The sequence below is a fragment of the Paenibacillus durus ATCC 35681 genome (assembly GCF_000993825.1).
Classification (GTDB): Bacteria; Bacillota; Bacilli; order Paenibacillales; family Paenibacillaceae; genus Paenibacillus_AQ; species Paenibacillus_AQ durus_B.
The window spans coordinates 5065151-5083549 of sequence record NZ_CP011114.1 but is presented as its reverse complement, the minus strand read 5'-3'; the positions used below and the strand labels follow the sequence as shown (position 1 = coordinate 5083549).

Below are 18399 nucleotides of genomic sequence, written 5' to 3'. Positions count from 1 at the left end.
TCATTTCAGGAACCGCTTGATGATCTTTAGCCCGTTCTTCCGGTTCGGATACCGGAACGGGAGATCGAAGCGTGTCGTCTGCTTAAGCACGCTCTTGCTGTGCGAGAACGTCTCGAAGCTCGCTTGTCCGTGATACGCTCCCATCCCGCTGCTGCCTACCCCGCCAAACGGCAGGTATGGAGAAGTAATATGATACACCGTATCATTGATGCAGCCTCCGCCAAAAGAGAGCCTCTCCCCCATTTCCTCCTGCACGCTTTGGCTTTCCGTGAACAAATACAGCGCAAGCGGCTTCGGCTGGTTGCCAATCTCTCTGATCGCCTCCGGCAGATTACCGTATTCCAGCACCGGCAGCAGCGGCCCGAAAATTTCCTCCTGCATCACGGGATCTTCCCAGCTAATATCCGTTAGAACAGTCGGTTCGATGGTTAATTTCTCCGGGTCCGTTCCTCCGCCGAATGCCAGTGTCCCGCTGCTTAGAAACGCCTTAAGCCGGTCAAAATGCTTCCTGCCGACAATCCGCGTAAACTCCGGATTCAGTAGAGGCCGTTCCCCGTATAGCTCCTTTACCGCGCTTTCCAGCTCCTTTAGGAAAGATTCCTTGACGCTTTGATGAACATAGATGTAATCCGGCGCTACGCACGTTTGTCCGGCGTTCATGAACTTCCCCCAGGCAATACGCCTCGCGGCCAGCTTGAGATTGGCGTCTTCATGAACGATGCAGGGGCTTTTTCCTCCAAGCTCCAAGGTCACCGGTGTTAGATGCTTAGCGGCGGCTTCCATAATAATCTTCCCGACCGGAACACTCCCGGTAAAAAAGATATAGTCGAACTTCTCCCTCAGCAGCGCCTCGCTCGTTTTAATCCCGCCTTGAACGACAGTAATGTAATCTTCCTGAAAGCTTGTACGGATGATCTCTGCGATTGTCTCCGAGGTTCTCGGGGTCAATTCCGACGGCTTCACGACCGCGCAGTTTCCTGCTGCGATAGCGCCGATCAATGGAGCGGCGGCCAATTGAAACGGATAATTCCAGGGAGCGAGGATCAAAGCCAAGCCGTACGGCTCGGAATAAATGCGCCCTCTGGCGCCAAAATGAGTAACCGACGTCTTTACCTTACGAGGCTTGGCCCATGCCCGCAAATGCTTCAGCGTGAAGCTGATTTCTTCAAGAACAATTCCGATTTCCGTCATGTAAGCTTCGAATTCCGATTTGTTCAGATCCGCTTTTAATGCGTTGATCAGCTGTCGTTCGCGCTGTTGTATGCCTGCTTTAAGGCGTCGGAGCGCGTCGATCCGATAGCCTAAGCTTTTTGTCTCCCCGCTTGCAAAAAAAGACCGTTGTCTGTCCGTTAGCCACCCATAGCTCTCCATTCATCAACATCCTCCGTTTGATGCATATCCGGTAAAAGAAGGCCAAGAAGGCGGCAGCAGCGCGTTCCTTTCCCCAAAGCCCTCTGCCGATTACCTTATCCCGTTCTCTTCTACCCTGTCCAGCCACTCCTGCATCAAGGCGTTGAACAGCTCCGGCTGCTCGATTTGCAGGTTATGACCCGCCCGGTCCAGCACCGCAAATGAAGTCCGGGTATATTTGTTCAGGATGGAAAAAGCATCGATATAGCCTGTCATGGCATCCTGCCTTCCCGTAACCAAGAGTCCCGGTTTATGAAATTCATCCTGATCCACCGGGAAGGAGAAGCCATACCGGGCTTTGATGGCAGCCAGAAAATCTTCGTCGGCCAACCGGATGCCTGATAAGATCTCTTCGTTGTAGCGACTCCAGGTATATTCATCAAGGACGACTCCGATTGAACGGAAATCGTCCCGTTGTTCCTTTGTAAGCTTCTCCACAAAATTCGCGTCTGTATGAACTACGGAATGTTCGGGAAGCTCCCTGTCCTTTTTCTCCGGTATAATCATTGGACAAATCAAAGCTGCGCCATCCACTTGTTCCGGACGATCTGCAATAATTCCCCTGACCATATAGCCGCCATAAGATTCCCCAACCAAACAATAGGTCTCATCCGGAAGTACGGTATCCAGAAAAGACAACACCGCTTCGAGCATCTCGTCCGAGCTGCCGATATCCTGATAATGGCGTGACTTGCCCATTCCCGGCAGATCGATGTACAACCGTCTCCAGCCTTTTTTCTCCCTAAATACAGGTTCCATACAGCCGCTCATCAGCCGATGGTCGGGACTGAAACCGTGGATCATCACTATGGGCCTGCCTTCGCCCCAATCCTCATAATAAAGCTCCGCTTTCCCGGTTTTACAGTATGGCATCTATCGTTTCCTCTCCCTTCCAGACTCTATTATCTTACCACTATATCCCTGATAGCGAAAGTGTGTTCGCATATAAAAAGAAACGGCTGCCCCGTCCTCGCAGGAGGAGGGCATCCGTTTCTCGTTTATAGTTTGAAAAAGACTGTTCCTTCAGGCCAGGTACGACCCTCAGGGAACAGTCTCCTTACATGTTTGCCGCCCTTTTTCTATTCTTTTTAACAGGTTATTGTAAACTTGTGTGGGCGGTCTCGCCGAGTTCCGACATCATTTGAAACTTACTGCTGCCTTTAAGAGATCCGTCCGTACGCGGTGCGGCTTGGAACCTCCGTATTCCGTTTGCGTTCCTTGCGCGCTCCAACCGGCGGTTTCAGAGATACGGCGATCAGGCAGGCAATCGCGCACAGCACCCCAATGGTAACGAAGGTCGGTTTGAATCCGCCAAGGAAGGCCGCGATGATCGAGCCGGACAATGCGCCCAGCCCAAAGCCTTGATAGATGATGCCATAATTCTTGTTGTGGTTCTTCAGGCCGAAGAAGTCGCTGGCAATCGCCGGAAAGACGGTAATATTGCCGCCGAAGCAGAAGGCGATAGCGGCTACGCAGGCGAAGAACAGTCCGAAGTTCAGCTGCGCGAAGCTCAGAGTCAGAGTAGCAACAGCGGTAACGGCCATTGTCACGCCAACCAGCTTCAGGCGGCTCACTTTGTCGGACAGCGCGCCGAGAATAAGGCGTCCCGCCGTGTTGAAGATAGCGATCATCGCCACCGCGTTGGCCGCGGTCTGCACATCCAATCCGGCCAGCTTCACACCGATATCCTTTACGATACCGATCAAATAAAGGCCGCTCATGCAGGCGGTGAAGAAAATGACAAACAGCAGATAGGCTTGCTTGGTGCGCAGCATTTCGCCGACCGTGTAATCCTTGACTCCGGCATCTGCCGCCGAGGGAGACGAGGAAGCTTTGACAACCGAAGCCTCACGCACAAGCAGGGAGCCAATGATAACCATTACCATGACGATCATGCCCCAGTACAGAAACGCCCGGGATACGCCGACCGAACTGATCAGACTGCCGTTCACATATTTGAAGACCAGGCTTCCTGTTCCGTAAGCGCCGACCGACACTCCCGAAATGAGACCTTTGCGGTTAGGAAACCATTTAATCAGGTTCGACAGCGAAGTGATGTAAGCCGTTCCGTCCGCATACCCGGCAATGACCCCTGCCAGCAGGTAGAGCATCGGCAGCGAGCTTGCCTGCGAGCTGAACATTAGACCGAGACCGAGCATAACTCCAGCCACAGCGGTCAGGCGGCGAAGCCCGATTTTATCCTGAAGCTTGCCCGCAAATAGTGTCGCGAATGCCAGCGCAAAGCTCGTTATAGAAAAGGTAGTGGATACCGAGCTTAGCTGCCAGCCAAATTTGGTTACGAGAGGCTGGTTGAACAAGCTCCATGTATAAATGGTACCCAGACCCATCTGCATAATGATTGTTCCCAGTACAATGAGGAAGCGGTTGTTTGCTTTAGTTCCTACCGACATGGTCATTTCCTTCTTTCGTCCGTTATTGCCGCGTTCATGAGCGCTTTTTACCTTTTTATTGTAACTCGCCTGTAAAAATGCGGATCAAATACGGAACGAAATGACAGAAAGAAGGAATGAACTGCCTCTACAGCCGCATAATCTGCCTGAATTCTTTAACCTTGCTCCGGCTGACCGGCACCTCAAAGTCAAGATCACGCAGCCTCAGCAGATACGTATTATTGAACCAGGGGATGATTTCCTTGATTTTGGACAGGTTGACGACAAAAGATCGATGGCAGCGAAAAAAACGTTCCTGCGGCAGCCGACCGTGAAACTCGCTGATGCTGACTCCCATGGAGTACTCTTCGTTTCGCGTATAAACACTCGTCGTCTTCTCCTGAGCTGAGGCATAGTAAATGTCATCGGCGTCGACGACGATAATTTTTTCATTTTTCCACAAATTGATCTTGTTGCTGACCGGACTGCGCTCTTCTTCCCCGCCGGACCGCTGCGCAAAGGCCGCCTCCAGCTTGCCCAGCATCCCCTTAATCCTGGTTTCGCTGTACGGCTTCAGGATATAATCGAACGCTTCGATCTCGAACGCTTCGGCTGCATGCTCCTTATAAGCGGTGATGAACACAATATGGGGCTTTACGGAAAATCTGCTGATATTCTGGGCCAACAGCACGCCGTCCACAGAAGGAATATTGATGTCAAGAAACAGCACATCGACTTCCTGGGTCTGCAAAAATTTCAGCGCGTCCAGACCGTCCTCAAATTGGGCGACGATCTCGATGCCGCTGTTCGCCCGGATTAGATAGGCAAGTTCCTGTCTGGCCAGCTCTTCATCTTCTACGATTATCGCTCTCATCGGCTCTCCTTTTTGACATCAAAAGTAATATCGGTCCCTTTATCCAGCCTTGTGATCGTCAGTCCCTCGCCGTAAATCAGCTTCACCCGCTGATGCACGTTGAACAACCCGATCTTATTCTCCGGCATGCTGCCATCATACACCTTCTGAATCGTTTCCTCACCGATGCCTACCCCGGTGTCGCGGATGCCGATGCGTACGCTGTCCCCCCGGTCCTTGACCGAAATGATCACCGTTCCCACGCCCCGGCCTTTCAGTATGCCATGCACAATTGCATTTTCCACCAAGGGCTGGATAATCAGGCTCGGGATGCGCACCTCCGTCTCATCGTCGATATCGTAGAGTACTTTAAGGCGTCTTCCGAAGCGCGCTTTCTCGATCTCCACATAATGCCGGACCTGCTGAAGTTCCTTGCGGATATCGATAAAGTCGTCCGTCAGCTCCAGGTTGTACCGCATATAACCCGACAGATTGATGATAAGCTCCCTGGCCTTGTCCGGGTCAATACGGATCGAAGAAACGATGGCGTTCAGCGCGTTGAACAGAAAATGAGGATTAATGCGGGTCTGCAGCGCCTTCAGCTCCGCCTTGTTCGCCATCTCCTTGATGTCTTCCACCCGCGAAACCTCCATCAGCGTGGAGATCATCTGCGACAGGCCGATGGCCATCGCCTGCAGGGAATACGTGATTTTGTGGGCCTTCGTGTAGTAGATTTTGAGCGCGCCGGTAACGATGCCCTTTTCCTTCAGCGGAATGATGATGAGCGATTTGATATGCTGATTATTGTAGTCGGTATCATTATTACGGATCGTAATCTCCCCGCTGGACAGCGTGATTTTCGTTTCCTCGCTGATAATCTCGTTCTTCTCGGCGTAATACTCTTCACCGATGCCGACATAGGCGCGAATCCACCGGGTATCCGTAATCGCAACCGCGTCCGCACCGATGTCTTCTTTGATGATCGTGCATATTTTACGCAGAGACTGTGGATTGATGCTGCGAAAATAGGGCAGTGTCTTGTTCGCAATATCCAGGGCCAGCTTGGACTGCCTTGCGGCGATCCGCTCCTTCTCCCCTTCCACGCTCTGAACGAGCATGACAATGAGTCCGACGCTGACCTGGCTCATAATCATCGGAAAGGCAATCTTCGATACAATCTCAACGCCAAGCGACGCCGGATGGGCCATGACGAGAATGAGCAGCATCGTCAGCGCTTCGCAGCCCATTCCCGCCAGAATTCCGGCCTGCCAGCGGCGCTCGGCGGACGTGCGGCGGTAGATGATTCCCGAGACGACGCCGGTTATGATGCTGGTAATCAGACAGGGCACCGAGGTGACGCCGCCGATATCGATCAGAAACCGGTGGACGCCGGAGATCAGACCGGTAATCATCCCTACCCAGGGTCCGAACAGAATGCCGCCGGCCATGATCGCCACGATCCGCACATTGACAAGCGAGCCCTCCACCTTAATTCCGCTGTACGTGCTGAATATGGCGAACAGGCTGAAAATGACGGTTGCAATAAACAGTTCCTGCGGAGTGTAGGCTCTTTTTTGAAAAATCTCCTTGAAGCGCGGCACCCGGGTCAATACAAACAGAGTCATAAGCAGCAGCGCCGCGCGTTCCAGCAGCTGCAGCAGGATGACGAACGTATACTGCATCGCTTCCTTGCCCCCATTATTAAAATATATCGGTCATTATAGACAGATGGCCCATGAATGTCCACGAAAAAAAGGAAAGCCTCCGCCTCCTTGCAGTAAGGAGAACGAGCAGCTTCCCTTGCTTGTTAATTGAAAGACCTGTTGATCCGCGTGCGGCTCCAACGGCCTAAGCCCGGTCAAGCATGCCCCGCGCAACCCAAACACCCGCCGCGCCCGCCTGGGCGAGTCCCCGCGTGATGCCTGCGCCGTCTCCGCCGCAGTAGAGGCCGGAAATTTCCGTCTCGAACGTCTCGGACAGCTTCGGACGGGCCGAATAGAACTTGGCTTCCACTCCATAGAAGAGCGTATGCTCGGAGGCGATGCCCGGCGTTACCTTTTCCAGCGCCTCGACCATTTCGATGAGACTCTTCATCGTATTGTAAGGCAGCACAAGTCCAAGGTCGCCCGGGACCGCTTCTTTGAGCGTAGGCTCGACGAAGCCTTCGGCGATTCTCGTCCCGGTGGAACGGCGTCCCCGCAAAATATCCCCGTATTTCTGCACGATAACTCCGCCGCTCGACAGGTCGTTCGCCCGTTTGCAAATTTCGCGCGCATACTCATTGGGCTTATCGAACGGCTCGGTGAATTTATGGGAAACAAGCAGCGCAAAGTTGGTGTTAGTGGAACCGAGCGCAGGGTCCTTGTACGAGTGTCCGTTCGCCGCCATAACCCCGCTGTGATTCTCCACAACAACATGTCCGGAAGGATTGCTGCAGAACGTGCGGACCCGGGTGCCGACCGAGGTATTAAAAATGAACTTGCCTTCATAGAGATGCTCGTTAATCTCCTGCATCACGACATCCGAGGTTTCCACCCGGACGCCGACGTCCACCTGGTTATTGTACATCTTCAGCCGGTGTCTCTTCAGCACATCCGTAAGCCAGGCGGAACCGTCGCGTCCCGGAGCGACCATAGCTAGTCCCGTCTCGTAAGTCTCCCCGTTCTTCAGCGTAACGCCCGTAACCCGGTGCGTGCCGTTATCATTAACCGTCTCAATGTCCTGCACTTCCGTCTTGAACAGCATATCAATCCGGGTGCGCAAGTACTCGTAAATCGACTTCAGGATTTCCAGGTTCTGCTCCGTTCCCAGATGGCGCACCTGCGCCCGCAGCAGCTTGAGTCCCGCCGCGTACCCGCGCTGCTCGATGCGCCGGATCGGTTCGGTTGTGGGATCGGTGATCGTCTCCGTCGCCCCATGCTCCAAATTGATGTCATCGACGTAGCGGATCAGCTCCAGCACTTTGGAGGGAGGCAGATAATCGGTCATCCATCCCCCGAATTCGGTCGTAATATTGAACTTTCCGTCGCTGTACGCCCCCGCCCCTCCAAAGCCTGCGGTAATGGAACAGGCCGGTAGACATCCGGCAAATTCCTTGCGTCCAGCAGCCGGCGGACAGAACTGAATCTTGTCCTCCATAATCGGGCAGCTGCGCTTATAGATGTCATGTCCCTTGTCTATCAACAGCACTTTCCAATGCGGGGCCTTCCGGGTCAGCTCATAACAGGTAAAAATCCCGGCAGGGCCGGCGCCAACGACGATTACATCATATTTACTCATCTGTTCCTCCAGAAATCGAATTTATCCATCCAAAGTAAGGGCGGCACAACAAAAATCCCGGCCGGTGTCAGGGTAGGCCAAAGGCACCCATCCGTAGCCAGGAATTTACGGTTCCCTGTAGAAACCCCCAAACCTTATCTTTGGGGATATACGAACAGTAAGTATGCGTTCAACGCCAAAGTATAGTTCCCATTTCCTGTTGCCGATAAAAACGCCGTTGTCTCTCCTAAGCTTGAGCATTGCAGGCATACAAGAAATATTTTATTAGCCAAGTGAATTTTAACGGATATAAACGAATAAGTCAATCAAAGTATCGGATATTATTCGTGTTTTGAAGAGTGATTCGCATTAATTTTAAGATTATTGTAATAAATATAGATAAAATCCGAACATTTCAATCATTCCATCGAAAGGGAGGAAAATGGGGATTTCTGTCGAATATATAAGCATCGCAACTGGAAATGAGGATCACCTTATGTTTAATTCTTTGCCTACTCCTCGTCAATTAAATTGGAACCGTGTACTGCTGAATGCCTTCTGGATTATGCTGCTGGTCCATTTATTAAATCAAATGTTTAACTCCCATAACTTGCTGCCCGATCTATTGATTCTGGGTGTCATTCTTTTGCTTGAGTGCATTTATAAATGGAAGACTGTGCATAGCGAAATCTCTATCACGATTGGAAGCTACTTTATTTCCAGTTTGATCATTTCTTTTCTATCGGAAAATATTCATGTGAAACCGTTCTTCCTGCTGCTTCCGCTCCTGGTATCTATGATCTATCTAGAGACTGCGTACCTGCTTCTGTCATCAATAGCCGCCTTGCTGTATACCGCAGTGGTGTTCGTGAGAACGATTGGCAACGATGACATGCGGATTGAAATGTTTCTGACAATGAGCATTATTGTGGCAACCTTGCTGACAGGGCTTGCCGTAATCCGCCGGGGGCGGGATTTGATCCGCTCGCTGGAAAGCTCGGAGAAATCGGAGCAGGATCTGCGCATCCAGAATATTATTATGGACCGTCTATCCAAGATTGACCCGCTGACGGATCTGTATAATCACAAGACCTTTCACGAATATTTTGGTTGGCTGATCGAACATCAAGAGTCGAATCCGTTCCCGATGCAGCTGGCCATTCTCGATATCGATAATTTTAAAAAGGTCAATGATACCTACGGGCATTCGGTAGGGGATATTGCGCTTAAACAGGTGGCGGCTACAATCCTTAAGCATATCGGTGCCGATGACTTTGCCGCCCGCTACGGGGGCGAAGAGTTCGTCGTCATTCTGACCGCCAAGCCGTTTGAGGCCGCCCATGAAGTCATGGAACGGGTCAGGACAGGCATCGCCGGTCTGCCCATTGCCGAAATGGAAGGGAAATCGGTGACGGTAAGCATCGGCATGCATGATTTTCAGGGTTCCCGCTCCAAAAGCCTCGTCTTCCAGAAGGCCGACGACGCTCTATACGAGGCCAAGAAGACGGGAAAGAACCGAATTGTCATTTTATAATGGCAGGCAAACAGCGAAAGGGATGTCCACACCAGCTTGAGGCTGGACTGGACATCCCTAATTTTTTACAGAACATGAATGACTAAAGGCTTGCTCTTGCTTGCAACATTCCACATTAAGCCCGGCCTAATCAAGCTTATGGCGCCGCAGCAGCTCCTGCGTATTCCGCTGTGAGAGCGGTCTACTGAACAGGTAGCCCTGAACCTTGTCGCATCCGGCCTCCTCAAGTATGACCAGCTGGCTGCGGTCTTCCACGCCTTCCGCCACGACCTCCAGCCCCAATTCATGACCCAGCGACACCATCGTCCGGATAAACGACTGACTGTATGAATCGTCCGACAGCGGGTCAATAAATGCCTTATCCATTTTGAGCGTGGTAATCGGCAGCTGCTGGAGGTAGCTAAGCGATGAATAGCCCGTTCCGAAGTCGTCGAGCGCGATGCGGATGCCCTGCATTTTTAAATACTCCAGCTTACCGACGATCCGCTCGAACGATTCAATGAAGACCGTCTCCGTAATCTCCAGTTCAAGGCACCCGGGGGAGATTCCGCTTTCGGACAGGACATTCAACACAGTTTGGATAAAATCGTCCTGCAGCAGCTGAATAACCGAGATATTGACCGCAATTTTACAGCAATTATTGTTCTGCCGGCACAACCCCGACATGAACTGGCAGGCCTTCCGGAGCACCCATTCCCCGATAGGGATAATCAGCCGGGAATCTTCAGCAATCTTGATGAACGACAGCGGCGAGACGAAGCCAAGATCGGGGCTGTTCCAGCGGATCAGCGCTTCAAAGCCGGAGATGGCGCCGGTATGGAGATCGATCTGCGGCTGGTAGAACAATTCAAACTCCTCATTGTCCAGCGCGCTGCGCAGATGCTTCTCGATCATCATCCGCTCGTTAAACTCAGTGTGCATCCCCTTGTCGTATACGGCATAAACGCCTTTCCCCGCTTCCTTTGCGCGGTACATCGCCACATCCGCATTTTTGAGAATTTCCTCCATCGTATTCCCGTCTTTCGGGTAGAAGGAGATCCCGATGCTGGCGGAGACATAAACGCTGCTCTCACCGATCTTGAACGGCCTCCTGAACTCGGAGAGCAGCTGCTCTGCCAGCGCCAGCACTTCATTATGCTCTTCAACATCTTTTAAGAAGACGACAAATTCATCACCGCCCAATCTTGAGAGCATGCTGCCGTCACGGACAACGATCGACTGCAGTCTCTCGCTCACCTGGCGGATGAGAATATCGCCGAACTTATGGCCCATCGTGTCATTGATGTATTTGAAATTATCCGTATCCACGAACAGCAGTGCAGCGCTGCGGTCAGGGAGTTGGAAGTATTCCTCCATCGTCTCCAGCAGACAAAGACGGTTGGGCAAATGGCTCAAAGAATCGAAATAGGCGAGATGATGCATCTTTCTCTGATTCTCCAGCAGAGTGTCATACTGGTCCACAAGCTCCTGCTGCGTTGCCGCAAGCTGCTCATAGGTCGCTTCAAGCTCCTGGTAGCTGCCGCTGAGTTTAAGCTCCATTTGTTTCCGGTTGCTAATGTCAATCAGAGAGCCAAGGAACAGCCGGATTCCTTTCCGCTTGTCGTAAGTCGCCTTGCCTCTGACTTCAAACCAGAAGTAATGCCCGTCCTTGGTCCGCATCCGGTATTCACTTTCATACACCGGCGTCAGGCCCGCCAAATGCTCCTCCCGAGCCTTGCTTGCCCGCTCCCGGTCATCGGGATGGATCAAATTAAGCACCGTTTCCACGGAAAGATCAATTTCCCCTTGTTTATATCCCATGACTTCATACCAGCGTTCGGATACCCAATGCCACCGCTTCTCGGAATCGTATTCCCACAAAAAGGCGCCGGAGGCTTCCACAGCCAGACGGAATCTTTGCTCGCTGTAGCTCAGCTTGCCGTTCTGATCCTGCAGTTCCTCCTTTGCGGACGCCAGCTCCAAATGAGTGGCTTCCAGCTTACTATAACTGGACTGAAGCTCCAGTTCATTCCGCTTAGACTCATCGATATCTATGCCGATCAGTACAAAGGCTTTTGAATTGCCGCCCCCAAGCCCCTTAATCAGCGTTGTCCGGAACGTAAAGTAACGTCCCTCGGAAACTCCGTCCGGGATCTGAAATTCCACATGGCTGACAAAATCCTGCGAGGCCGCCCGGCAGAGCAGTTCCTTCATCCTGTTTCCGCCGGGCACCTTCACCTCCGCATCGTCCAGGCTTTTTCCGATGATTTCCTTCTCCTTGAGGCCGATGACTTTTTCACCGTACTTGTTTAGACGAAGCACCGTCCTGTCCTCATAAACCGCCCAGACCAGAATGCCCGTATGCTCGATCATATCCTCGAAAAACTGCTGCTCGGCATGAATAATCCGGCGCAGATGATTAATATACATTCTGAGAAGGAACGCGCCGACGGTCAGCAGACAGCAGCCGATGACGACCCAGGCGATGGTCTTCACACGCATCCGGTTGCCATAATCCTCGGAATGATCGAAAAAATACTGCTGGTACAGCTGCTCATACGCCCCGCTCTGCTTCAACTGCTTCAGACGGTCATTAATATAAGGCACAAGCTCCGGGGATGTTTTACTGATTCCATAAGCCATGTCAGCTGGAAAAAGATTTCTCATTTTATGTATAATGCTGCCGGTCAATCCTTCTTCTACAATCAGATAATCGACGACCGCCTGATTCTCGAACAGGAGATCAATATCACCCCTGCGAAGAGCATCTAATGCTTCCGCAACCGTCGGATATACCGTATAACCGAAGCCCCCCAGACTCTTCTCAAGGACGCCCCCGGTATACTGCCCCTCCCCTACGCCGACTTTATAATTGCCCAAGTGTTCCAGATCGATCTCTTCCTTTAAATCCTGCCGGGCGTACACGGAAATACGGGTCTTCATAACAGGATTTGAAAAGAGAACATCCTTCTTCCGCTCCTCCGTTACAGCCATCATTCCCGCTGTGTCAATCTCTCCGTCACGAAGCTGGCGGTATATCCTGCTCCATGAGTCGCTGCCGTACTGAACCAGGTAGTCCTGCTTCCCGAACATCATATTGGTGAGATCAATGTCAAAGCCGGTCAAATATTCATTCTGTATGTATTTGTAGGGAGGATAGTCCAGTTCCGCCTTGTAGACGACTTCTTTTCTTGCAGCGTAAGCGGCATCCGGCAAAAGGATAAGCAGAATAAACAGCAGGAGAATGACTTTGAACCGCCTCATACAATTTCTCCTTTTCGATTTCTCCTTTATGGTATATAAGATCTTTCGACAAATATTGGGAGATATCCTGCTTAGATCAGTATAAAACACCGATTCCCAGCGTACTATCGCTCCTCATACCCATTCTTACATTTTAAATATTCCTTCTCTTGTCACATTGCTTAAAATTGTAACAATTAAAAGTGAGATATTTCACTTATCATATTGATTTTTCGACGTAATATGTGGATAATAACAATAATGGTTTTGGTGATAATGATTATCATTATTAAGAACTATTGTTAAATTTATTTTAAGGAGACTGAGTGCTTATGAACGCAGCCGCTGCCCGGACGTCACTGAAGGTTGATGATTACCTGGATCTGTTTAATCTTGCCGTCAAGGTAGGAGATTTGAAATGGCAAAAAGAAATCAAATCCCGCCTGCAGTTCATAACGTGCAAGAACTAATAACTTCCACTTGAACAGCCGCATCCGGATTGACCGGAATGCGGCTTTTTGGTCTTTCTGCTTGCGCTGTCACCTTCCGTATGCGTGTAACTCCAAAGGCTTAACTTTTTTTATTCTACCCGCCTGCCTGCATCAATTCGATAAATCGCTTGAAGGAGGAGGACAGCCAGCGGTCTTTGCGGTATATCAGTTGGATGAAGAAGCCTTTGCCGCCGTCTTCCGACACTGGAATCGCCTTTAGCTCCCCCCGCCGCAGTTCTTCTGAAACCGTGTAGCCCGGAAGAAAAGCAATGCCCCATTCATGCTTGACGGCCTGCTTGATCCCCTCCAGATTGCCGAACTCCAGCTCCACTCTCGGCGTCAATCCCAAACCTCTCATTTTTTGCAGCAAAAAATTCCGGTACGTACACGTATCCTCGGTCAGAACGAGCGGCTCGGCGGCAAGCCTGGATAACTCTGCCGAACCATGGCCCGCCAGCGGGTGTCCGGGATGGACGATGATGAACAGTTCCTCCGGCTGAAGAGCCAAGACTTGAAGCTCATCCGATGCATAGGGCATGTCAAAAATCAGGCCGAAATCGGCGGATTTATTTCGTACAGCGGCAATAATGTCAGTTTCGGAGCCCGGCAGCACACGGATGCGGATATCCGGATACTGCTTACGGTAATGATGCAACCGCTGCGGCAAAAAATAGGCGGCAAGCGTCTCAATCGAACCGATCGCCAGCTCTCCCGTCTGCCCTTCGGCGATGACCTCCTTCGCTTCCTCGCTCAGCGCCAGCATTTGGCGGGCATAACGGAGCAGCGTTCGGCCGGCAAAGGTCGGGGCCATGCCTCTCCCCGAACGCTCCAGCAGCTTCGCCCCGTACATTTCCTCCAGCTTAGCGATCTGAGCGGTTACGCTGGACTGCGCGTACCCCAGGTTTTCCGCCGCCCGTGTATGGCTGCCGCTAGCGGCAACCTCGCAAAAGGTACGCAAATAGGTAAGCTCCATCCCGCATCCTCCCATTTAAATATCATTAATTTCGATAATTGTTATCCAATACTATAGATAACTACAATGACCGAATCAAGCTAAAATAAAGAAAACAGCCAATTCATAATTTCAAGGAGGATGACAGCATGAATTTCAAACCGAAATCGCAGGTGCTGGCCGCCCCGGCTACCTCTCCTGCCGAGGCCGAAGCCTATTTTGCCGCAAAAGGAAGATTTGAGACCGATGTGGCTGACGTCGCTTACGATATCCGCGAAGGAATCCAAAGCTTTACTCTGGTCGATGTCCGCGACGCCCGTTCCTATGAAGAAGCGCATCTGCCCGGCGCCGTCTCTCTCCCCTCGGGACATCTTGGCAGCGGCGGACTTGCAGCACTTCCGCAGGATAAAGTGCTGGTCCTGTACTGTTGGGGTCCGGCCTGCAACGGGGCCACCAAAGCGGCCGCTCGGCTGGCCGCGCAGGGCTACCGGGTCAAAGAGATGCTCGGCGGCATCGAGTATTGGCGGCGGGAAGGCGGCCCGCTGGAAGGCGCGCTTCGGGAGGAAGCGCCGCTCTGCTGGCATATGCCGCCAATGCCGCCGCAGGTTTAAATCCTGCTGTCTGCAAAGGTTAGATAGCGTCCATGCTGGGCACACCAAAAAAGCAGCCGCATGAGGGCCGCTTTTTTGGTGGCGATTGGTTTGGGTCTAATAAGTATTATCCGTATAAACTCCAGACAAACCTAAGCCATCAAAGACATAACTATATTTAGAAAAAACTTCTCCTACCGGAGTCCCGCCAGAAGTAAAACTCCCTTTATAGATGCCTTCTACGCGAGCATAATTCTTTACCCCATTATTTGCGATCGAATAAGCCAGACCTCCGCTATCACCAGGAGTAAGTCCGCCATATTCTGTTCTCACTAAATGCATAGTGACTCCAGGAAGACTTAAATCACTATCTAGTATTTCTAAAAGAGGAGTGCCAGTACCGCCTAAAGATGTCGCATGAATTTTCACGTAATCACCCACTTGGCGATACTGTCCGGAATAATCAGTAGTACCAATGGTCATTGTACTTCCACTAAGATGTACACTTGGATTAAGTCCAGAATTATATGTAACATACCCTGCATCATAATTCGAAGCCGAATTGCTATTTGCGTTTGATATTGAGCCTATGGAAATAGCTCCATCGGACAAATCATAGTACGTTCCGTTTAAGCAATGTCCTGCTGTAACACCCACATCATAACCATTCACTCTTCCATTGAAACCAAGACTGCATCTTTCCCATGAAGATCCATCACTGTATTTTTCAATCTGTTCACCCGGGTATAAATTATAGGCATTATCTTTAATTTCTAAATCGCCAACAATCCAGTTAATTATGTCTTCATTTAAATATTTCAAAATCTTGTTCTTTTTTTCATTTAAATTCTCTTGCGTAATATAAACATTGACTTTATTCTGTTTGTTATCAATTCCGACGCCTTCAAGGTTTAAAGACTCTGCAGCTTTTAAAATTTTTTCCTTTCCCTTGTAAAGTTCATCCTCGGAGTATTTCACATATTTGAATTTCAGTTTATCTTTCCGTTTACTTTTTTTCTTTAATACAGTTTCAAGGTTATTAGACTTGACTTTGCTAGTTAAGAGTACCACATTACTTCCGTTTTTTTCAGTATATGCGCCGGCATAAGAATCTTTAAAATGGGCAGCGATATATTCTTGCAATTGAACACGATCATTTTGTAATAGGGAAAACTCCTTGTCCTCGGATTCCTGAGATACCGCTACCGCGTTAACTGGAGCTGGGCCCGGGTCAATTGGTATGTCAAAATTTGAATTTGGAACAGGGTCCGGTATACCCACACCCCCAAGATCATTCGCAAAAGCAGAGACAGATAAAAGCATAATTGAAATTGTGATAATTATAGCAATTGAGAGCAACTTTCTTTTCATTCTTAGAAACTCCTTGTGACCATTTTTTGGATAATTCCTGGCGTTGCAAGATCACGACTTTGCATTTTGCCTTGGCGTCATCAAATTACTGGACGCACCAACCACTCTCCCCATCTGCGCTTCTAGAGGCCAGAGGCTGGTAGAAAGTGAGTTTACCACTTCTTTTATCGGTTTGTACTAAACTATTCTTTATGACGAATGACCAGATCCGGAGTTTCCCTCGCTGATAAATAGAGCCCTCTATGCTGGCTGCAGGCAAAGATCTTGCTTGTTATGGAAACCCGCAGCGTGCAGACCGCGAGCTTCCCATCCCTATTTTTAGTGTGCTTCATCGTCCAGGAAAGGCTTGTTCACATAAAAGTACATGACGCCCATCAGCACGCCGCCGCCGATCAAATTGCCGAGGGTGACTGGAACCAGGTTGTGCACGACACCGCCCCAGGAGATCGTTCCCGGGTGATCCAGCACAAGCGCAATCGCGAACGTACACATATTAGCAATACTGTGTTCATAGCCCGAAATAAAGAAGCAGAATACAAACAATACCATGGCGAACAATTTGGCGCCGTCGGCCTTCATCGACATCGGCACGAAAAAAGCGAGACAAACGAGCCAGTTACAAAGGACCGCCCGCCAGAACAGCTGGATCGCCGGAGCCTCCATTTTATGAGCAACGACATTGAGCAGGAACCCGTTTACATTCGGATCATAGAATAGACCGGTCAAATAGATGAGCAGTGCAAACGCTGTTGCACCCAGAATATTCCCTATGTAGCTCCACACCCACATTCGCCCTACATCCGTCCACTGCATCTTCTTGCGGAGCGCCGCATAGGTGTAGTAGAACGTATCACCGGTAAACAGGTCGCCCCCGCCATATGAAATAAGAATGATAGCGGCTCCAAATGTAACGGCGGCCATGGGATAGGTCATTGGAGAATGCTCCATGTAAAAAAAGTTCCCGGTTTTAAATGCCACAATAACCCCGAACCCGATAAACATACTGGCCAGCATCGCGCGGGCAATGTAGCGGAATAGACTGTTGCGGTATACCTTTTGCTTCTTGAGCGCCAACTGCTCGACTTTTAATAGGGCTTCATTCTCCATAGTTCCTCCGTAGGTTGTCGTATTTTTAGCAGCCTTTTGGGATAACGCGAGCTTCGGACTTATTATACCCAATAAACCGCAAAAAAACGCTTGAAACAACAAACCTCGAAGATTGGCGAATAATCTCTATTGTCAGGAATTCCTGTCGTTATTAAGCTCGGCGATTCCTGCCGCCTTCTTACTGCTTGCCGCTACAAGAAGCACGAGAATCAGGCCCCCCAGGATCATAAGACAGCCCCTCCCCCCGTATTTGCCGCGCCCTGTCGCAATGTATGTGCAGGAGAGAGGGATTATGATTGCAGCGGCATGAAAAAAAGACCTGTTCGATCAAATCGGACAAGCCTGGCAATTATTCAATAGAAGGGGGTTGTCCCGGTTCAGAAAGCTGCCGTAGCCTGTGGTCCGCTGCAGCTGTTTTAGCATCTGCATATCGGGGACCGGCTGTTTAATGACGGACTTCGTTCTTCGCTTCACTCTGCTTACGGCCTGCGCTGTACAGAATTGTTCCGACAAAGACAGCGATAATGACGGCAAAGAAGATAACATGGGGCATTTCGTATCCGAAAGCGCCGGCCAGCATTTTACCGGCAATAATCGCAATCAGCAGGAAAGCCATCTGCTCCAGTTCGGGGAATTTCTCGATCAGCTTAAGGAAGATCTGCGCCACGCCGCGCATCATCAGCACGCCCAGAATACCGCCCATGAACAGCACCCATACTTCGCTGCTTAGGCCGAAGGCGGCAATGACACTGTCGATACTGAAGGCAATATCCATCAGTTCAACGAGCAGCACCGTTCTCCAGAAGGAGGCTCCCTTATTCTCTACCTTTTCGTTCCCGCCGCCCTTGAAGATTCCTTTATAGGCTATGTAGAAGAGATAGAGGGCGCCGAGCACCTTAACCAATGTGAACTTGATGAGGTAAGTGCCAAGACCGATGGCCAAGAAACGGAATAGATAAGCTCCCAGAATCCCGTAAAAGAGCGCCTTCTTCTGCTGCTCTTTGGGTAAATGCTTGACCATTACGGCAAGCACGAGCGCGTTGTCCGCCGAGAGCAGACCTTCCAGCAGGACCAGACTTGCGATAATGCCCCAGCTTACGGGGTCCGACAGCGTAGCGATTACATCATGCCATGAGAAAAAATGGCCATAGCTGTCGCTCATGCTCCTAAAAAAATTTGATAATCCCTCCATCTTCGCTTGCCTCCGGTAAAATCATATTA

The 18399-nt window shown here is 50.6% G+C and carries 14 protein-coding genes and 1 riboswitch; of the genes, 3 read left to right on the top strand and 11 right to left on the bottom strand.

Annotated features, from left to right (window positions below; genetic code table 11):
• From VK70_RS23755 to VK70_RS23730, 6 genes are all read right to left on the bottom strand, one after another.
• The gene (locus VK70_RS23755) at window positions 1-1371 is read right to left on the bottom strand and encodes an aldehyde dehydrogenase (RefSeq protein ID WP_025696203.1); all 1371 of its coding nucleotides are present in this window, start codon (window positions 1369-1371) and stop codon (window positions 1-3) included.
• Window positions 1372-1461: 90 nt separating this feature from the next.
• Window positions 1462-2283: an alpha/beta fold hydrolase gene (locus VK70_RS23750; protein WP_025696205.1), complete on the bottom strand. Its 822-nt coding sequence runs from the start codon at window positions 2281-2283 to the stop codon at window positions 1462-1464.
• A 287-nt stretch (window positions 2284-2570) separates the two neighbouring features.
• The gene (locus VK70_RS23745) at window positions 2571-3821 is read right to left on the bottom strand and encodes an L-lactate MFS transporter (protein ID WP_025696206.1); all 1251 of its coding nucleotides are present in this window, start codon (window positions 3819-3821) and stop codon (window positions 2571-2573) included.
• 127 nt (window positions 3822-3948) lie between these two features.
• Complete coding sequence (locus VK70_RS23740) at window positions 3949-4674, bottom strand: LytR/AlgR family response regulator transcription factor (RefSeq protein WP_025696207.1); 726 nt, start codon at window positions 4672-4674, stop codon at window positions 3949-3951.
• Complete coding sequence (locus VK70_RS23735; RefSeq protein WP_025696209.1) at window positions 4671-6335, bottom strand: sensor histidine kinase; 1665 nt, start codon at window positions 6333-6335, stop codon at window positions 4671-4673. The genes VK70_RS23740 and VK70_RS23735 overlap by 4 nt, the downstream gene beginning before the upstream one ends.
• Before the next feature lie 166 nt (window positions 6336-6501).
• Entirely contained in the window at window positions 6502-7932 is a 1431-nt protein-coding gene (locus VK70_RS23730; RefSeq protein WP_025696211.1) for an NAD(P)/FAD-dependent oxidoreductase, read from the bottom strand.
• Window positions 7933-8006: 74 nt separating this feature from the next.
• A riboswitch (purine riboswitch) is annotated at window positions 8007-8106 on the bottom strand.
• A gap of 301 nt (window positions 8107-8407) precedes the next feature.
• On the opposite strand from VK70_RS23730, the gene VK70_RS23725 reads away from it, so the two are divergent.
• Window positions 8408-9445, top strand: coding sequence for a GGDEF domain-containing protein (locus VK70_RS23725; RefSeq protein ID WP_158454086.1), 1038 nt, complete (start codon window positions 8408-8410; stop codon window positions 9443-9445).
• A gap of 126 nt (window positions 9446-9571) precedes the next feature.
• Here the strand turns inward: VK70_RS23725 and VK70_RS26760 are convergent, their stop codons facing one another.
• Complete coding sequence (locus VK70_RS26760) at window positions 9572-12688, bottom strand: EAL domain-containing protein (protein WP_025696214.1); 3117 nt, start codon at window positions 12686-12688, stop codon at window positions 9572-9574.
• 311 nt (window positions 12689-12999) lie between these two features.
• Here VK70_RS26760 and VK70_RS28605 point away from each other — a divergent pair, with 311 nt between their 5' ends.
• Window positions 13000-13137, top strand: a complete 138-nt coding sequence (locus VK70_RS28605; RefSeq protein ID WP_169733336.1) for a hypothetical protein — start codon at window positions 13000-13002, stop codon at window positions 13135-13137.
• Window positions 13138-13252: 115 nt separating this feature from the next.
• Here the strand turns inward: VK70_RS28605 and VK70_RS23715 are convergent, their stop codons facing one another.
• A complete protein-coding gene (locus tag VK70_RS23715) occupies window positions 13253-14131 on the bottom strand; it encodes a LysR family transcriptional regulator (RefSeq protein ID WP_025696216.1) in 879 nt (292 codons plus the stop codon).
• Between the two features lie 128 nt (window positions 14132-14259).
• Here VK70_RS23715 and VK70_RS23710 point away from each other — a divergent pair, with 128 nt between their 5' ends.
• Window positions 14260-14721 carry a rhodanese-like domain-containing protein gene (locus tag VK70_RS23710; protein ID WP_025696218.1) on the top strand — a complete coding sequence of 154 codons (462 nt, stop codon included), beginning with the start codon at window positions 14260-14262 and terminating at the stop codon, window positions 14719-14721.
• A 96-nt stretch (window positions 14722-14817) separates the two neighbouring features.
• On the opposite strand, the gene VK70_RS23705 is transcribed toward VK70_RS23710, so the two are convergent.
• The 3 genes from VK70_RS23705 to VK70_RS23695 all read right to left on the bottom strand — a co-directional run bounded on the left by VK70_RS23705 (window position 14818) and on the right by VK70_RS23695 (window position 18370).
• Entirely contained in the window at window positions 14818-16071 is a 1254-nt protein-coding gene (locus tag VK70_RS23705; RefSeq protein WP_025696220.1) for a chymotrypsin family serine protease, read from the bottom strand.
• A gap of 318 nt (window positions 16072-16389) precedes the next feature.
• Window positions 16390-17178: a formate/nitrite transporter family protein gene (locus VK70_RS23700; protein WP_025696221.1), complete on the bottom strand. Its 789-nt coding sequence runs from the start codon at window positions 17176-17178 to the stop codon at window positions 16390-16392.
• 445 nt (window positions 17179-17623) lie between these two features.
• Window positions 17624-18370 carry a TerC family protein gene (locus VK70_RS23695; RefSeq protein WP_025696223.1) on the bottom strand — a complete coding sequence of 249 codons (747 nt, stop codon included), beginning with the start codon at window positions 18368-18370 and terminating at the stop codon, window positions 17624-17626.
• Window positions 18371-18399: the final 29 nt, after the last annotated feature.